Raw genomic sequence first — 16,758 nt, forward strand, 5'->3', positions numbered from 1 at the left:
GATTGGGTCGTTTCGCCAGCTGCCTAGCCCGCCGCGCCGGGCAACTGCGGGTGCTGGCCACCGTCAACGAGCACGACCGTATACATCACCAGGAGCGGACCTCATGAGCCCAGCCCCCGACGAGCGCGACCGCATCGGCCTGGACCGTGCGGATCCTTCGGTCGCCCTGGAGGCGCTTACGGACGGTGTCGAGCTGCGCGTGGATCTGCGCTTCGCGGGCGAGCGGGTATTCGTCAACAACGTGTCGTTCGGTGCGTATGCCGCCGGTCAGGTGGCCGAGGACCCTCGCCACCTGAGCAGCCATACGGAGAGTCGGGTCTATGCCAACCCGCGCCGGACTCGGGCGGGGGTGAGCCGGCCGGGTTCGGCGGGCTTCTCCCAGGGACGGCGTAGGTCCGTGGCGGCTGCGCGGAGGAGTCGGAGCTGGGTGTGGGCGGCGATGACGAGCCAGGTCCAGCGGTCCGCGGCCTGGGGTGTGCGCAGTTTCGGGCGGGTCCGGCCGAGCGTCTGCTTGATCATCCGGAAGGTGTGTTCAAGGTCTGTTCAAGGTCGAATCTGCGGTGGAACGCCTGCCACCGGATGTCGGTGTCCGTGCCGGTCAACCCGGTCCTGGAGGACCACAGCCACACCGGTGACGGGGTGGCGTCGCCGGGCAGATGGTCGACTTCGAGACGGATCAACGTGCCCTCGATGACGGGGAGTTCACCATTGTGGTCGATCCAGGCCGAGCGGTGCCACAGACGGGGGTGGACACGGTCCCAGCTCATGGTGCGGGCGAGTCCGTAGCGTTCGGTGGTCTGCACCGTGGCAGTGTCGGGATCACCCCAGGTTTCCGAGTTGGCCAGGCGGAATTCCGGGCCGTGCTTGGGGATCCGGCCGCCTTGCGGCAGCGCGGTGGTGCGTGTGGCAGGGCGGCGCATCACTCGGTCCGAGCGCAGCCGTCCGAGCACCTCGACGGGCAGGTCCTCGAGGAGGTAGGCCGGGCGCGGGGCGTCGTAGCCGGTATCGCAGACGATGAGGATGTCCGGATCCCCCGGACGCCACCGCTCCTGGTGGATCAAGTCCTCGACCACGTCGCGTAATTGGCCGACGGTGACCTCGGCCGCGTCGTCGGCGGGTCCGAGCCGGACGGCGTCGAGGAGCTGGCACCAGGAGGTGCGGCCCGACTCGAGGGCGGCGACGAAGGAGTACGGCCAGCCCGGGACGAGCTGGTCGGAGGCGCGGCCGTTGCGGCCGTAGACATGACAGAACAAGCGGTCCGCGCTGCACGGTGCGGCCGGGCGGAGCCAGTGGGTCACGTCGACCGCGAGGACCAGGCGTCCGTCGGCAGCGCGGGGCTGCGGCAGGGCGGCCAGCAGTCGGCGCAGCCGTCCCGCGTTCACGTCTCCGCAGTTCAGCGCGTCGTACATCGCGCCGTGTCCGCGCCGGTGCTCGGCGGTTAGCGTCAGGTCGACCGGCGAGGTCACCGGACCGTCCGCGCACAACAGCGCGTCCGTGAGCTCGAAGAGCACGTCGCCTCGTGCCGTCAGGCACGCGTAGAAGATGTCCCGGAAGTGTGACGCCCACGCGAACGCGTCCCGTGTGGCGTCTTGTTGTTCCACACTCATATCCACGGCCTTCGTGCTGGTCCCGTGTGTTTCTTGATCCGGAACACAGGATCAGCCGAAGGCCGCTCTGACATGCGGCGATTACCCAGCCAGGTGAACGCGTACGAGACTCGTTCGACAGCCACGGGTTAAAGATCAAGCTGAGCGGGGCAGCTTGGCAGGGGTCGAGGGTGCCGAGCGGAATCAGGAATCGCGACGCCGGCACCAGCAGGTACTCGGCCATGCCGCCGTCGTGACCACCTCCCAGGCCACCGCCCTGACCGCCCATCGTCTGGCAGTAGTTCTCCTGCCCCTCCCGGCAGTTGGCGCACAGCCCACAGCCCCGGTGGCCGTAGACGATCACAGCCTCTCCGGGCGCGAACCCGGTGACGCCCGGTCCCGGTCTCTCCACCCATCCCGCGTTCTCGTGGCCGAGTGTGAAGGGCAGCTCCGTGGCGAAGCCGGGCGGGGGCCCGGGTGCCTCCATGATGTGCAGATCGGAGCGGCACGCACCGGCACCGCCGACCTTCACCAGGACCTGCCCCGGCCCCGGCTCGGGTACCGGCACCTCGCGCAGCTCGGGCGGCTTTCGCCATTCCCCCGTCGCGCTGGACGGCGAAGCCGTGACTCCGCCCACTTCCGTCGGGTGCCGGATGAGCACCGGATTCTGGGGTGCGAGTTCCTCGCCTGCGTCGGCCGGCGGCCGTGCTCCGCCGGGTGGTCGCTGGGCTGCGGCACCACCCGGAAGGTGACTTCGGCCGTGCGGCGAGCTGTTCACGGCCGCCGTGCCGGCTGACGGCGCTCGATGAGCTGTTCGGACCAGATCGTCTTGCGGTTCTGGCCGTGGCGGCAGCCCCATCGTCCGCCGAGTTGAGCGACGAGGAACAGGCCGCGTCCTCCCTCGTCGGTGGTGTGGGCGCGCCGCAGGCGGGGCTGGGTGCTGCTGGAGTCGGTGACCTCGCAGATCAGGACGTTGTCGCGGATCAGGCGCAGGTCAGCCGGTGGACGACCGTAGCGGATGGCGTTCGTCACCAGTTCGCTGACGACGAGTTCGGTGGTGAAGACGAGGTCGTCCAGGCCCCACCTGGTGAGTTGGCGCCTTGTCCATTCCCGGGCTTCGGAGACGGCGGCCGGATCGGCCGGGATCTCCCAGTGAGCGGTGTCCTGCGCCGGCACGGCGCGGGTGCGGGCCAGGAGCAGGGCCGCGTCGTCGCGCGGCGGCTGGGGCCGCAGCTCGGCGAGGAGAGTCCGGCCGGTTTCGTCCAGAGCGCGGTCCGGGCGGCAGGAGGTGGCGAGGGCATCCGCCAGGCACTGGAGCCCTTGGTCGATGTCGCGGCCGCTGTGTTCGATCAGGCCGTCGGTGCACAGCGCGAGGACGCTGCCCGGCTCGATCTCGATCGTGGTGGTCTCGTACGGCATGCCGCCGACGGCGAGTGGCGGCCCCGGGCGGATCCCGACGGCTTCGGCGGTCCCGTCGGGCCGGACCAGGACGGGAGGAGGGTGTCCTGCGCTGGCCATCGTGCAGCGTCGGGTGACCGGGTCGTAGACCGCGTACAGGCAGGTCGCGCCGACGACGTCGTGGTGGTCGGGTGGGGCTTCGGCCACGAGGCGCTGGACCAGGTCCGCGATCCGGGTGAGCAACTCCTCCGGTTCGAGTTCGAGGTCGGCGAGGGTCTGGATGGCGGTGCGCAGGCGGCCCATGGTGGCGGTTGCGGGCATGCCGTGGCCGATCACGTCCCCGGCGACGAGGGCCAGCCGGAGAGAGGGCAGGGCGATGGCGTCGTACCAGTCGCCGCGGATTTCCGCTCCGCCGCCTGCGGGCAGATAGAGAGCCACGGTCTCGGCGGCCGGAGTGTCGGTCGTGGCCGGAGGAAGAAGGCGCTGCTGCAGCGCCACGGCCGCCCGGTGCTCGCGCGTGTAACGGCGGGCGTTGTCGATGGCGAGCGCCGCCCCAGAGGCGATCTGTGTCATGAGATCCGCCTCGTCCTCGGTGAACGGTTCCGACCGGCCGCAGCGCCAGATCGATATGCCGCCGAGCGTGAGACCACGGGCGTGCAACGGTGCCACCACCACCGAGTGGCCTCCCCGCGGGACGAGGAATTCGACCAGCCGCGGATCGCCGAGCGCAGCACCGTACTGGTCGGCGCAGAGCATGATGGTCTCGCCCTGCTGGAACCTTCGCAGGAGCGGGAGGTCGGGAAAGGGCGGGAAGTGGTCGCCGCGCTCGGTACGGGTCGGCCACACCGTGGAGGTCGGCGCCAGGGCCGCGGTGCGCAGACCGAGATCTCCACCGCCCAGCTGCTTCGTGGGCTCCTCCCCGTCGAACACCGACTGGGCGAGGTCGACGGTGACGAGGTCCCCGAAAGCAGGTACGAGTACGTCCGTGAGCGCTCGTGCGGTGCGCACGACGTCCAGAGAACTTCCCACACGCTCGGCCACTTCACGGGTGAGGTCCAGATGCCGGCGAGCCCGCACATTGGGGCTGTCGACGTACAAGGCCGCAACCCCTGTGGGGTGCCCTCGCGCGTCCTCCAGACGGAAGGCGGACAGCGACAGGACCCGCCGCCGCGCTGGCTCGTGCCGCCAGCTCACCTGCTGGCCCCTGCGGATCACCGGAGTGCCCGTCTCCAGCACCTGGCGCAGTACCGCCTCCAGGCTCTCGGCATCCTCGGTGCAGAGCACGTCGCACAGCCGGGAACCGGGCTGTACACGACGGCCCTCGGCAGTGCCCGGCGTGGCGTTCGTCTGCACGGTGGCCAGGTCCGTGTCGTGCAGAGCGATCGTGACCCGGTCCTGCGAGGACAGTGCGCGCAGGAGCGCCGCACCCTGCTCATGGTGGACGACGTGGTGTGCAGGCGCCGCCAGGACAAGGAACTCCGCGGCGCCGTCCATCGCAGAGACCCGGAAGGTGACATCGACCGTGCCGCCGGACCGGTGCCGCAGCCGTGCCCGGCCGGACGCCGGCATTTCCGTGGCAGTGCGCAGTTCCTCCGGGAACTCGGCCACCAGCTCCTTCACCGGGCGGCCACAGACCTCTTCGGCCGGAAACCCCGTCAGGTGCTGCGCCGTTCGGGTCCACCGCAGCACGGTGCCCCGCTCGTCGAGCACGGCGGCTGCCACGCCGTCGAACGCGTGTTGCCTGCCGCTTGGGTCAGTACCGCATACACGCACCGGCCCTTCGGCGTCATGCGGGGAATCGGTGTTCTTGACGTGTTTGGTGCCCATGTTCGTACTTTCCTTGTCGGAGGCCGCGACAGCAGATCTGCATCCCGGGCGGTTGTCGACCGGCCGGGTGGCCGGTGCCGCCGCTGGGAGCGTCACCGTGCGACGGCTGCGCAGGGCAGGTCCTGTTCGGCCCAGACGACCTTGCCCTCTGATGCGGAGCGCGAGCCCCACCTGCGGGACAGGCGGGCGACGCAGAAGAGGCCGCGGCCGTTCTCGTCGAGAGTGCTCGGATGCCGGGGGCGTGGGTGGCTGGTGCTGGTGTCGGAGACCTCGCAGGTCAAGACCTGGTGCTGGATGAGCCGCAGGCGGACCGGCCCGCCGCCGTAGCGGATGGCGTTGGTGACCAGTTCGCTGACGATCAGTTCCACGGTGGGCAGGAGATGCTCCAGCCCCCATGTGCTGAGCTGGCGGGCGGCCAGGTGCCGGGCGGTGCGGACGGCGACCGGCTCGTTCGGCAGGTCCCAGGACGCGACCCGGGCCGATTGCAGTGCGCGGGTGCGCACAAGGAGCAAGGTGACGTCGTCCGAGTGCGTCCGGACCGGCAGGGTCTCGACCACTTGCGAGCACAGGTCCTCCAGGGACGGGCCGGACTGGGTCAGGGCGGCGCCCAGGCGCTGCAGGCCGACGTCGATGTCGTCGTCGCGGGACTCGACCAGGCCGTCGGTGTAGAAGGCGAGGACACTTCCTTCGGGCAGTTCCAGTTCCACGGACTCGAAAGGCACCAGGCCGAGACCGAGGCCGAGCGGGGCTCCGGCGGGCAGGTCGGGGAAGGTGACACGGCCCTCCGGGTCGACGATCAAGGGCGGGGGATGCCCGGCCCGCGCCATCGCGCACCGCCGGGTGACCGGGTCGTAGACGGAATACAGACAGGTGGCGCCCACCGCCGCGGGGACCTGGTCGGGGATGTCGTCGTCAACCTCGTTCTCATCGTTCAGTCGGCGGACGGTGTCATCGAGGTGCGCAAGCAGTTCGTCCGGTGGCAGGTCCAGGTCCGCCAGTGTGCGCACGGCGGTGCGGAGTCTGCCCATGGTCGCCGCGGCGTTGATGCCGTGTCCGACCACATCGCCGACGACAAGGGCCACCCGGGCGCCGGACAGCTCGATCACGTCGAACCAGTCACCCCCCACACCGTGGTCCGTGTCGGCCGGCACGTAGCGTGAGGCCACCTCCACGGCGGCGCCGCCCCGCACACGGTGGGGGAGCAGGTCGCGCTGGAGCGTGAGGGCCGCGGCGCGTTCGCGCGTGTACTGCAGGGCGTTGTCCAGGCAGAGCGCGGCCCTTGTGACGAGCTCCTCGGCAAGCAGGAGGTCGTCCTCCTGGAACGGCGTCGGCTCCTCGGAGCGGCCGAAAATCGCCAGTCCCAGCACGCATCGCCGCGCACGGACGGGTACGACCATCAAGGAGTGGACGCCGCTGTCGCGTACCTTCTGCGCCCGCACCGGGTCGTGGTCGACCCAGGGGCCGGAACGGGTGTCCAGCACCGGCTCCAGGTACGACCGGCCCGTGCGCATGGCGGCGGAGAACAACGAGTCCGGGTGGGCGTGGACCACCTCTTCACGCGCCCATGGCAAATTGAGGACACCCAGGTCGACGGAGGCCAGACCGGCGCGGCGCAGCGCAGGAGGGCGGCCGTTCGTCGTGCCGATCCGCGCCGACGGCTCGATGCCGAACGGAACCGACTCCACGAGGTCGACGAGGGCGTGGTCGGCCAGCAGGGGCACGGTGAGGTCGGCCAGTTCCTGCCCGGTCTGCATGACGTCCAGGGTGCTGCCGATGCGGGTGCTGGCTTCGCTGAGGATGGCGAGGCGTTCGCGCGCCCGCCGGTTGCCGGTGACGTCCACGCTCATGGAGCACACCCCCACCGGCTTGCCGTCCGCGCCCTGGAAGCAGAAGAACGAGGCCGAGACCACGTGCTCCTGGCGCCGATCGGTCGGCGGCCAGGCCCGGTACTCGTGGACCGTGCTGGTGCCGCTCTCCAGCACCTGCCGCATCACCACCTCGAGCGCTTCGGCCTCGATACCGGGCAGCGAATCCTTCAGGCGGCTGCCGAACCGTCGGTCACGAGGAATGCCGTCGTGGAGTTCCATGGCGTCGTTCACCCATGTGCAGCGCAGCCGCAGGTCACGGACGACGATGCCGATCGGTGCGTGGTTGAGCAGCGACTCGCGGAGCGATCCGTTCAGCGCTCCCGAGGAGAGCACGCCTATGTCGGTCACGGATACCAGCCACCGATGGCTTTCGTTCTCTCCCCACAGCAACGAGACCCGCAGAGTCAAGGTGAGAGTGTGGCCGTCTCGGTGGCGGACCGTCATGGTGCCGGACCAGCCGCCCTGGGCGCGGCACTGCTCGGCGTGCGCCCTGGCCTTCGGAGCGTCCTCGGAGGAGGACAGTACGTGTGTCGCGGGCCGGCCCACCACGTCCCTGGCCGAGTACCCGACCAACTGCTGGGCGGCCTGCGTCCACCCGACCACCGTCCCCTCCTCATCGATCATGGCTATTGCCGCGTCGGGTGCCTCGCTCGGCTTCACCGGCTCGACGAGTTTTGATTGATTCGTATTCATTGGGTTCATCCCTTCCTGTGCGTGGGTGCGGGCAGCGTTGGCGTGCGGTGCGGTACGCCGATCCGCGGGACGGCAGCGGCGGCAGGCGAGCGCGGTGTGTCGGATCGGGGCTCCGACCTTCCCGTGGCGCGCCGGGGGCGGGGCAAAAAGCCCATGTCCCCACCAAGGACTACGAGCACGGCATTTCTGACCATGTTAGGTTATTTCTGATGAAAGCATCATCCATGACGGCTTCATCGTCAAGTACCTCGCAGAATTGATCAAATGATCAGATATGTGTGACGGGCCATCCCGCTGAGGGGTGTCGACCGTAGTCGACGGCCGGGCTCCTCAATGGACGAGTGCCTGACGGGTCTCGGCCGGTCCGGCGAGGGCGGTGATGCCCGGAGACAGGAGGAAGGCCAGTACGAAGACCACGCTGGAGTGTCCCAGGGAGAACCAGAAGCCGACCGACAGGGGACGCCGGCCCTCCTCCATGAGCTTGCGGGTGGTGTTGTCGATCGCGGCGATGTGGTCGGCGTCGAACGCGTGCCGCATGCCCAGGGTGTAAGCGCTCACCCCGATGCCGATCATTGTTCTCCGTCGGGGTTGCCGACGAGGAGCCGCTGTGCTGCGAGCGCGCCGAGCGCAACGGCGTCGAGATCCACCCGTGGGCGGAGGTGTCCAAGCAGACCATCTCCACGATCACCGACAAGGTGATGGACGGCATGGCCGAATGGCAGAACCGTCCCCTCGACCGCGTCTGTCCGGTCCTGTTTGTGGACGCCATCAACGTCAAGATCAGGGTTCTGTCGACGATCTTGTGATCCGGGCGGCTAAGCGGCTCGTGCCGGCCGTGGCCAGCTCCGTCGCCCGCCGGACCGAATCGGCGGAGGCGGCCAGCAGCGGTAGCCGGACGGCCGGGCTGGGGATGCGGCCCTGGGCGTGCAGCACCCCTTGATCACGGTCGGGTTCGGTTCGGCGAAGAGCGCGGCGGAGAGCCGGGCCAGTTCGGCTCCCAGCCTGCGGGCCGGTCCGGTGGCGTCGCTCTGCCACAGCGAGATCAGCTCGGCGTAGTCAGCGGTGTGGACATTGGCCGACGCCAGGATGCCGCCGCGGGCGCCCGCCGCGAGCAGCGGCGAGATGACGGCGTCGTCGCCGCCGAGCACCGCGAAGGCCGGGGTCGACGAGCCGAGCAGTTCCATCGCGGCTGCGTCGATCGCACCGGTCGCGTACTTGACCCCGACGACCTCCGGAAGGTGCCCGAGCGCGTTGAGCGTGCTGGTGCTGAGGGGCTGACCGGTGCGGTACGGGATGTCGTAGACGACCAGCGGCAGACCCCCGTGTTCGGCGAGTGCCTTGAAGTGCGCCAGCGTTCCCGCCTCGCCGGGCCGGGTGTAGGGCGGCGTGGGAACCAGGGCCGCGGCGACGTCACCGCTCCGAGCGAGCTCCCGCAGTGTCGTGAGGAACTGACGCACCAGCAGCAGAAGGCACACAACTACTAACGATCAACTACTGGCGCAGGACACTAGGACCTCACCCAGGCGATCCAGAGGACAATTGCCGTGACGATCACAGTTCCTGTGAATTCAACGCTTGCGTGAACAATCAGGTCGGAGCGGTCGGTGACAGCCCAGTCCCGGCCCGCATACAGCGGTATGTCCGTCAAGAGCTCTTCGTCGGCGGCGAAGGACAGACCATGGATCTCGCCGCCGCCCTGCTGTCCGCCAGGCAGACGCCACACGCCCTGGCATGCGCCGTCCCACTTGCAGTGCACGTATCCTTCCGTCTTCGTATAGTGCCCGTCGGCGAAGCGGTAGGTGTTTGTCGCGGCGAACCAGAAGGGCAGCGCGAGCAAACACAGGCACACGACAAGTACCACCCGTTGCCACGGCTTAAGACCACGCAGCAGATCGGCGCCCCACGACAACGCGCCCATGCCCCACCACCTCACCGTCTCTGACTACCGATCACATCCCGAAAGGAGGCGCTGGGTAGGCAGGTGGTGTCGTCCGGATAGAGGCTGTCCATGCTCTCGATGGAGAGGCAGCGGCGGGGGACCGCGATCCACTCGTCGTGGAGTCCGACGAGGACGGCGGTGGCCAGGCGGTTCACCGCGTCGGTGTTCGGGAAGACCTGGACGACGTCGGAGCGGCGTTTGATCTCCCGGTTCAGACGCTCAAGAGGGTTGGTCGACTGGATCTTCTTCCCGTGTTGGTGCGGGAAGTTCGCGAATGCGGTCAGGTCCTCCTTGGCATCGAGGAGCATCTCTCTGACCTTGGGGAACTGTCGGCCGAGCATGTCCGCCACCGTGTCGAGCTGGGCCCGGACCGATTCGGCGGTGGGCTGGGCGAAGACGGTGCGGATCGTCGCGGCGACCATCTCCGCGGATCCCTTGGGAATCACGGAGAAGACGTCCCACCCAGCAACTCATCGTCTACCAGGCCGAACCAGGCAGCACCTCTGCCGACGCCCTCTCCCTGCTCGGCTCCCTGAGCGCCGGCCCCGTGCCCGCACAGGACTCCACGAAGAGCGCCGGCTGAGTCCGCGCTCGCGGTTCCGTGAGGACAACGCCTGGCCCTGCGTTTCCTGGGTGCGCCAGGGCTAGGTTCACGGCTTTCTGCCCTGGTGGAGAGGAAGGAGAATGACGTCATGACCCAGATCGCTGAGCCGGGAGAGTTTCTCCGTTCCCGCCGCGGTCGGCTGACCCCGACCGGGCTGGGGATGCCGAGGAGCGCCCGGCGCGCGCCGGGCCTGCTCGGTAAGGTTCCGATGACGCCGGGCGCCGCGGACCGGGCGCAGCGGTCTGAGTCCTGTACGTGGCCGGCCCCGCCGGCGTGGCAACGGCGGACGCCTGGACGTCCCGTCCACCAGCGGTCCACAGTCTCCACCGCTTAGGGTGAGGTCATGAGCGACAGCACTCCCTTGGGAGAGTTCCTCAGAGCACGGCGTGAAGCCCTCAAGCCGCAGGACGTGGGCCTGCCGGAGCACGGTCGCAGGCGGGTCCCGGGACTGCGTCGCGAGGAGGTCGCCATGCTCGCCGGCGTGAGTTCAGACTATTACATGCGCCTGGAACAGGGCCGGGAGACCAGCCCGTCGCCGCAGGTGATCGACGCGGTCGCCACAGCCCTCCACCTCGACGACGAGGCACTCGACCACCTGCGCAGACTCACCCGGGCGTCTCAGAAGCGCCGCAGCATTCCCGCCGGTCACGATCGGATCAGCCCTCAGCTCCTGCAACTGCTGGGCAGCTGGCCGGACACCCCCGCCTTCGTCCTGGGCCCGGCCCTGGACGTTCTGGCGCACAACGCGCTCGCCGCGGCCCTGCACAGCGGATTCCGCCGATTCGACAACCTGGCCCGCATGGTCTTCCTCGACCCGGCCGGGCGCAGCTTCTACCAGGACTGGGAGAAGGCCGCGAACTCCTGCGTCGCCGAAATCCGCGCCGCCTACGGATACGACCCCGAATCCCCGCGGATCACCGAGGTCGTCGACACACTCTGCTCGAAGAGTCCGGAATTCGCCGAACTGTGGGCACGGCACGAGGTGAAGGGCAAGACCCGGCAGGCGAAGAACCTCACACACCCCGAGATCGGCGCTCTGGAGATCCAGTTCTCGGCCTTCACGGTCAACGATGCCCCGCACCAGCAGCTGGTCGTCTACCAAGCCGAGCCCGCCAGTGCCACCGCGGCCGCCTTCGCGGAACTCCGTTACCGGTCCGAGCGCGGTGAATCCGCAGGGACTCGGCAGGAAGAATCCGGCCGGGCTCTCAGCGACACTTGACTTCCACTTGGCGCACGTACGAGCCGGTCCTTCGGCGTCCAGGGGTACGCGCCCCGACGCCTGCGCGAGCCGATGACACCGGCCCCGCTCCTCCTGCTCGGTGGCGACGGGGCGGTCGAACGGCTCAGGCCTGGCCGGCGGTAGGACGCACGATGATCTCACTGACGTCGACATCGACGGGTTGCTCGATGGCGAACGCGATCGCCGCTACGGAGGAGGCCGGGATGGCGACCCTGCGGTAGGTACGCGTCCTCTCGCGGCCCTCAGGGCGGAGATGGACTCGGCGAATGCGGACTCGGTCACACCCGGGGAGACGGTGGTGACGCGAATGTCACCGCCGACCTCCTGCCGCAGGCCCTCAGAGACGGCCCATACGGCGTGCTTGGTGGCGTTGTAGACGGCTGCGGTCGGGGAGACCTGGCGGGCGCCGACCGGGGCGAGGTTGATGAAGTGCCCATGGTGCTGGGCCTGCATGATCGGCAGAGCGGCCGCGATGTGCAGGACGCCGCGTATGTTCACGTCGATCATGCGGTTCCAGTCGTCGAGCCAGAGGGCCTCGAGCTTGGACAGCGGCATCACACCCGCGTTGTTGACCATGACGTCGACGCGGCCGTGCCAGCTGTAGGCGGTGTCGACGAAGGCCCGTACATGTTCGACGTCGGTCACATCGAGGGCGTGGTACTCGGCGCCGCCGCCGGCTGTGCGGAGTCGTCCGTGAGTTCCTTGAGCCGTTTGCGGCGGGCGCCGAGCACGACATGGTGGCCCCGTTCGGCGAGCAGTCTGGCGGTCGCCGCGCCGATGCCGCTGCCGGCACCGGTGACCAGCACGACCTTCCCGCTGGTGGGCACGGGCATGGACGAGAATTCTTCACAGTGCAGCAGCCGACGCGGCGAGTCGTTGCTCGAACCGCGTCGGCTGCCGGTCAGGGGTGGGGCTGTCGACGGACGGTTGCCGAGGGATTACTTGACGGCGTCGAGTCCGTCCTGCAGGACTCCGGTGATCACAGCCGCAGCCGTTCCCTCGTCGGCGCCGGCCGGTTCGAACGCGGAATCCCAGGTGACCAGGGCGTCGGCGGGGTCCGGGTTGTCGTGCAGGGTGATGACGGCTTCGTAGTCCCGCACGGGCAGGGGCGCTCGGAAGTCGGTAGCGGTAGGAGCGGCCAGCCTGTTCGATGAGTTGCTCGACTGCGGTGCCGCCCTCGTTCAGGGTCATCGGCGGGCGTTGGCGTGTTCCGTGTCCGGCTCGGTGGCCGTCATCAGCGGCTGCGAGGTGTGGATGGCGTAGAAGTCGTTCATGCGGTCCCACGTCTGCTCCGGGTGGCTGACGTGGTCGCGCACGTGGACCTTGGTCGTGGTCAGGCTCCCTGCCGGGCACGTTCGTCGCCCTCGCGGTAGAGCACCAGGTGCTCGTGGTAGAGGACGCCGTCGCGGATGTCGCCGGTGGCGGTGAAGCCGGTGTCGTCGACGTAGTCGAGGTGGTTGCTGGTGACGGTGTAGCTGCCGGTGTAGGCGCTCGAGCGGTTGCCGCGGGCTTCGTCGTAGCGGCCGTTCGCCAGTAGTTCCTGGCGGATGAATCCGTCGGCGGTCACCCACATCCCGACGTACGGGTGCGGGTCGCGGGGCGTGTCGTTGCTGTTCATGGCTCTACGGTCGGCCCGGCGGCCGGTGGCAACCAGGCCGCAGTCTCCCCAGGTGAGGGCTTCCTGGGTGCCGCGCACACAGCATCGCGAGCAGCTGGGCCCTTCGCGCGGTGCGGCAGTGGTGCGCGGTGCAGGGGAGGGGCGCGAGTGGTGGCCGGCCAGGGGGCGGCGGCCGTGTCGCACTCAGGAATGAAGATCGTCTCTCTGCCCTTTCGCCCGCGCACATCTGCTGTGGGGCTGTGCGTCTTTGCTGGTCAGGAGGCCGGGTCCGGTGCACGGCGGGGGTCCGTACGTGTCCGACGGCCTGGAGCGGGTGCGCTGAGCATGCTGACAGGGTTCGGCGAGTCGGCGGCGTGAGCCGCGACCGGTGGCGTGGGGTGATGAGCCTGGGGCGGTCATAGACGCCGGACTCTGTTCGGGCGGCGCACGGAGCGGGAGGCGCCGGATCGGCGGCTCGCCGATGTCCGCGCAGGCCACGATGGAGCCCCGGTGCTGTGCGGGGCGTCGGGCATCGGCAAGACGGCGCTGCTGGAGTACGCCTGCGACAGGCCATCGGACTTCCAGGTCCTGCGCGCCATCGGGACGAATTCGAGACAGAACTCGCCCTCGCGACCGTGCTCCAGCTGTGTGCACCGCTGCTCGGACGCCTGGGAGAATCGCCCAGCCCTCAGCGTGAGGTGCTGCAGACGGCCTTCGGACAACGCGGAGGAACCCGCCCCGACGGCTTCTTCGCTGGTCTCGCCGGCCTCGCGGTCCTCGGCCTGAGGTCACTGGCCGCGGCGAAGCAGCCCTTGATGTGCCTGGTCGATGAGCACACCGAAAGCATCTGAGACTGCTCCACAGGCCCCCGTTGCACGCGGCGGCACGGATCGTGGGTGCCCGACACCTGGGGATACGGCGGCCTGGTTCCGATTCCGGCGCGCGACGAATCTGGTGGTCAAGCAGCCGCTGCAGCTGCCGAACATCCGCCCGGCCATCTGAGGAGCACGCAATGAGCATCACCGACACCGACACCGTGAGCTGGAATACCGAGGCCCTCGACGAGATCCTCTCGAACGATGGTGGGCGTCCCGTCCTGTTCACGAATGCCCGGATCCTGACGATGGACCCGTTGATCGGGGCCATGGTCGGCGCCGACATCCTGTTCGTCGGCTCGCTGATCGTGGGGGCCGGCCCTGGCATCGTCACCGCGGCCGAGGACGACAACGCCATCGTCGTCGACTGCACCGGCATGACCATCGTCCCCGCCGTCGTGGACACCATCGCGCTGGCCGGCGGCCGCGGCCGCCGCTCGACGTACGTCGCGACGCTGACCCCGGGCAACGCCACCGACTTCCTGGTGGTGCCCGACGAACTCGCCGACGACGTACCGAGCGCGGTGGCCACGCTCGTGTCCCGGCCGGAGCAGGTCCGCGCACTGGTCGCGGCCGGGTGCCCGGTCCTGTGGGCCGGTACCGACGTCCCCGGCCGAGCCACCGCCCCCAAGACGGGCATCCCGGCCGCCGCGGACCTGACCGGCAGTCCGCGCGTCGGCGTCTGGATCGACCGGAACGACTTCCTGCACCAGGAGCTCACCGCCGACGGCCGCTACGACGAGACCCGGGGCGGGCGCCCGCACGCCTACCAGGGCCGGTACTGGATCGACGGCGACCGCGTCGACTACCTGGACGACCTCGGCTTCTGGGCCTACGGCGAGTTCCGGGGCGACGAACTGCACCACGCGGGCTACGTCATGAAGCTCGGCTGACCTTCCCACCGGTCGGCGCACTCACGGTCCCGATCCTGGGTGCGCGACACCTGGGGAAACCGCGGCCTGGTTGCCGTAGCGGGCGCGGCCGAGGCTGGTGTTCGAGCAGCATCGGCCGCCCCCGGCGACCCACCCTCCCAGCCCTCTTCGGCTTACAACCCATCCTCCCGGCCCTCTCCGCCGTACGGAAAGAAGACCCCTCATGAACCTCAACGACACCACCAGCGCAGCCGTACTCGAAGAGCTCCGGCAGCGGCCCGCCGACCAGCGGCGCATCCTCTTCACCGGCGCGACCGTCGTCACCATGGACCCCGGCCTCGGCGTCATCGACGGCGGCGACCTCCTCGTCGAGGGCGACACGATCACCGCCGTCGGCACCCACCTCGACGCGGCGGACGCCGTGGTGGTCGACGCCACCGGCACGATCCTCACCCCCGGCTTCGTCGACACCCACCGGCACGCCTGGGAGGCCCAGCTGCGCCGGATCATGCCGGACGTCGACGACCTCGGCGGATATGTGATGGCCACCCTCGCCGGCTACGCCACCGTCTACCGGCCCCAGGACATGTACATCGGTACCAGACTGGCCGCCCTGACCGCGATCGACAGCGGTATCACGACCATGCTCGACTTCTCGCACAACTCCCGTACCCGAGAGCACTCCGACGCCGCCGTCGAGGCCCTGCGCGACACCGGCATCCGTGGCGTGCACGCCTCCATGGGCCCGCACTTCGGTGACTGGGACCGGCAGTGGCCCGGCGATCTGACCCGCCTCAAGGACCGCTACTTCAGCAGCGACGACCAGCTGCTCACGCTGCGCCTGGCGACCCTGGCCACCGACGAGATAGCCGGACCCGCGCTCGCCTACGGTCCTGAACTCGCGCGTGTGGCAAAGGACCTGGGCATCGGGGTGAGCGTGGACGCCGTCTTCGGCACCTCGTCCTCCGAGGCGGTCCTGCGCTGGGCCAAGGACGGCATCCTCGGCCCCGACGTCACCCTCATCCACTCCACCGGACTGACCTCCGAGGCATGGAAGGCCATGGGGGAGACCGGCACCACCGTGGCGCTCGCCCCTACCTCCGACGCGCAGATCGGTCTGGAGACCGCGATCCCCGCCGTCGACGAGGCCCTGTCCGTCGGTATCCGCCCCGGACTGAGCATCGACGTCGAAGTCGCCCTGGCCAGCGACATGTTCACCCAGATGCGGGCCCTGCACGCCATCCAGCGGATGCGCGCCGTCAACGCCGCCTACGGCACCGACCAGCAGCCCTCCCGTATCACCACCCACGACGTCCTCGACTTCGCCACCCTCCAGGGAGCCCACACCAACGGCCTGGCCGGCGTCACCGGCTCACTCACCCCGGGCAAGAAGGCCGACCTGCTGGTCATCCAGGCCGAGGACCTCAACAACATGCCCCTCAACGACCCGATCGGCACGATCGTGCTGGGCTCCGACGCCCGCAACATCAGCGCCGTCCTCATCAACGGCGAGCCCCGCAAGTGGGACGGACAGGTCCTCGACGTCGACCTGGCCGCCCTGCGCGGCGAGGTGCACGCCTCGCGCGAGTACGTACTGAACACCTCCGCTGCCTGAACACGGAAACCCTCTTCGTCGTCCCCCAGCCGCTCCTCCCGCGGCCGGGGGCACCCACCGAGGACCCTGGGCCGCAGACAGCCGGCGAGCGCCGGGACCGCAGACCAGCGGGCCGTCAGACAGGAGGGTGCCGCGCCCCCAGGAAAAGGGCGGCCTGGATCCGCTCCGCGCCGACCCTGAATCCGGAACCGGGCCCTCAGGAAGCAAGCACCCCGGGCCCGGGCCCTCCCCCTGGCGAGGCAGGTATTGCACTGTGCGATCCCTGGCGAGGCAGGTATTGCACTGTGCGACACCACCACTGTCCTCCGTCCCCGCCGTGCCGCATCCGTCCTGGCCGAAGTCCTGAACGCCAGGGGCCGCCTCCTGCTCGTGACCGGCGGCACGGTCATCACCGGCAACGGCCCGATGCCCAACGGGCGTGACGACCAGGCGCGCGGCGAACGCCCCAGCGCCGGCCTGGGCCGCTACCGGATCGATGGCACTCGCGCCGGTTACCCGGACGACCTGGGTTTCTGGGCCCTTGGCAAGTGCCCGCACGCCCACTGCACCACACCACACGCTGACCGCCCACGCCCCGGCGGCAACATCGACCGATCGTGCCGCGCCCAGAGACGCAGGCGGCGATCAGACGCCCCTTCTGGAGT

The 16,758-nt window shown here is 69.5% G+C and carries 11 protein-coding genes and 9 pseudogenes; 8 read left to right on the forward strand and 12 right to left on the reverse strand.

The genetic code is table 11. The features are described from left to right. Positions 1 to 133: 133 nt before the first annotated feature. A pseudogene (locus ACIPSA_RS35955) lies at positions 134 to 265 on the forward strand (diacylglycerol kinase); the annotation flags it as partial. A gap of 62 nt (positions 266 to 327) precedes the next feature. Here ACIPSA_RS35955 and ACIPSA_RS35960 read toward each other — a convergent pair. The 5 genes and pseudogenes from ACIPSA_RS35960 to ACIPSA_RS35980 all read right to left on the reverse strand — a co-directional run. Next, positions 328 to 1,607, reverse strand: a pseudogene (locus ACIPSA_RS35960) (NF041680 family putative transposase); the annotation flags it as partial. Positions 1,608 to 1,797: 190 nt separating this feature from the next. Next, positions 1,798 to 2,445 (reverse strand): annotated as a pseudogene (locus ACIPSA_RS35965) (alcohol dehydrogenase catalytic domain-containing protein); the annotation flags it as partial. Beyond that, positions 2,361 to 4,706 (reverse strand): SpoIIE family protein phosphatase, encoded by a 2,346-nt coding sequence (locus ACIPSA_RS35970; protein ID WP_402642448.1) that lies wholly within the window; start codon positions 4,704 to 4,706, stop codon positions 2,361 to 2,363. The pseudogene ACIPSA_RS35965 and the gene ACIPSA_RS35970, both read right to left, overlap by 85 nt. Positions 4,707 to 4,903: 197 nt before the next feature. After that, on the reverse strand, positions 4,904 to 7,372 hold the full coding sequence (locus ACIPSA_RS35975; RefSeq protein ID WP_402642450.1) for a SpoIIE family protein phosphatase: 2,469 nt from the start codon (positions 7,370 to 7,372) through the stop codon (positions 4,904 to 4,906). 333 nt (positions 7,373 to 7,705) lie between these two features. Continuing rightward, a pseudogene (locus ACIPSA_RS35980) lies at positions 7,706 to 7,942 on the reverse strand (HoxN/HupN/NixA family nickel/cobalt transporter); the annotation flags it as partial. 83 nt (positions 7,943 to 8,025) lie between these two features. Between ACIPSA_RS35980 and ACIPSA_RS35985 the strand changes: the two are divergent. Beyond that, positions 8,026 to 8,157: pseudogene (locus ACIPSA_RS35985) on the forward strand (transposase); the annotation flags it as partial. Between the two features lie 30 nt (positions 8,158 to 8,187). Here ACIPSA_RS35985 and ACIPSA_RS35990 read toward each other — a convergent pair. From ACIPSA_RS35990 to ACIPSA_RS36000, 3 genes and pseudogenes are all read right to left on the reverse strand, one after another. Further along, positions 8,188 to 8,847, reverse strand: a complete 660-nt coding sequence (locus ACIPSA_RS35990) for a dihydrodipicolinate synthase family protein (protein ID WP_402642452.1) — start codon at positions 8,845 to 8,847, stop codon at positions 8,188 to 8,190. Between the two features lie 32 nt (positions 8,848 to 8,879). Continuing rightward, the gene (locus ACIPSA_RS35995) at positions 8,880 to 9,290 is read right to left on the reverse strand and encodes a hypothetical protein (protein ID WP_402642454.1); all 411 of its coding nucleotides are present in this window, start codon (positions 9,288 to 9,290) and stop codon (positions 8,880 to 8,882) included. Between the two features lie 11 nt (positions 9,291 to 9,301). Continuing rightward, positions 9,302 to 9,769 (reverse strand): annotated as a pseudogene (locus ACIPSA_RS36000) (transposase); the annotation flags it as partial. Between ACIPSA_RS36000 and ACIPSA_RS36005 the strand changes: the two are divergent. Then, positions 9,769 to 9,894: pseudogene (locus ACIPSA_RS36005) on the forward strand (transcriptional regulator); the annotation flags it as partial. The pseudogenes ACIPSA_RS36000 and ACIPSA_RS36005 overlap by 1 nt on opposite strands. Positions 9,895 to 10,258: 364 nt before the next feature. Beyond that, a complete protein-coding gene (locus ACIPSA_RS36010; RefSeq protein WP_402642455.1) occupies positions 10,259 to 11,134 on the forward strand; it encodes a helix-turn-helix transcriptional regulator in 876 nt (291 codons plus the stop codon). Positions 11,135 to 11,258: 124 nt separating this feature from the next. Here ACIPSA_RS36010 and ACIPSA_RS36015 read toward each other — a convergent pair. The 4 genes and pseudogenes from ACIPSA_RS36015 to ACIPSA_RS36030 form a co-directional block, all read right to left on the reverse strand. Then, positions 11,259 to 11,988, reverse strand: a pseudogene (locus tag ACIPSA_RS36015) (SDR family oxidoreductase). A gap of 105 nt (positions 11,989 to 12,093) precedes the next feature. Next, entirely contained in the window at positions 12,094 to 12,297 is a 204-nt protein-coding gene (locus ACIPSA_RS36020; protein WP_402642713.1) for an SRPBCC family protein, read from the reverse strand. A gap of 45 nt (positions 12,298 to 12,342) precedes the next feature. After that, positions 12,343 to 12,471 carry a hypothetical protein gene (locus tag ACIPSA_RS36025; protein ID WP_402642458.1) on the reverse strand — a complete coding sequence of 43 codons (129 nt, stop codon included), beginning with the start codon at positions 12,469 to 12,471 and terminating at the stop codon, positions 12,343 to 12,345. Between the two features lie 17 nt (positions 12,472 to 12,488). Next, positions 12,489 to 12,773 carry an Atu4866 domain-containing protein gene (locus ACIPSA_RS36030; protein WP_402642460.1) on the reverse strand — a complete coding sequence of 95 codons (285 nt, stop codon included), beginning with the start codon at positions 12,771 to 12,773 and terminating at the stop codon, positions 12,489 to 12,491. A gap of 614 nt (positions 12,774 to 13,387) precedes the next feature. Between ACIPSA_RS36030 and ACIPSA_RS36035 the strand changes: the two genes are divergently transcribed. The 4 genes and pseudogenes from ACIPSA_RS36035 to ACIPSA_RS36050 form a co-directional block, all read left to right on the forward strand. Then, entirely contained in the window at positions 13,388 to 13,603 is a 216-nt protein-coding gene (locus ACIPSA_RS36035; protein ID WP_402642462.1) for a hypothetical protein, read from the forward strand. Positions 13,604 to 13,764: 161 nt separating this feature from the next. Continuing rightward, positions 13,765 to 14,520 (forward strand): Atu4866 domain-containing protein, encoded by a 756-nt coding sequence (locus tag ACIPSA_RS36040; protein WP_402642465.1) that lies wholly within the window; start codon positions 13,765 to 13,767, stop codon positions 14,518 to 14,520. Positions 14,521 to 14,722: 202 nt separating this feature from the next. Continuing rightward, positions 14,723 to 16,114, forward strand: a complete 1,392-nt coding sequence (locus ACIPSA_RS36045; protein WP_402642468.1) for an amidohydrolase family protein — start codon at positions 14,723 to 14,725, stop codon at positions 16,112 to 16,114. Between the two features lie 405 nt (positions 16,115 to 16,519). Beyond that, positions 16,520 to 16,630 (forward strand): annotated as a pseudogene (locus tag ACIPSA_RS36050) (Atu4866 domain-containing protein); the annotation flags it as partial. Positions 16,631 to 16,758: the final 128 nt, after the last annotated feature.

This window comes from Streptomyces sp. NPDC086549, from assembly GCF_044746205.1.
Lineage (GTDB): Bacteria > Actinomycetota > Actinomycetes > Streptomycetales > Streptomycetaceae > Streptomyces.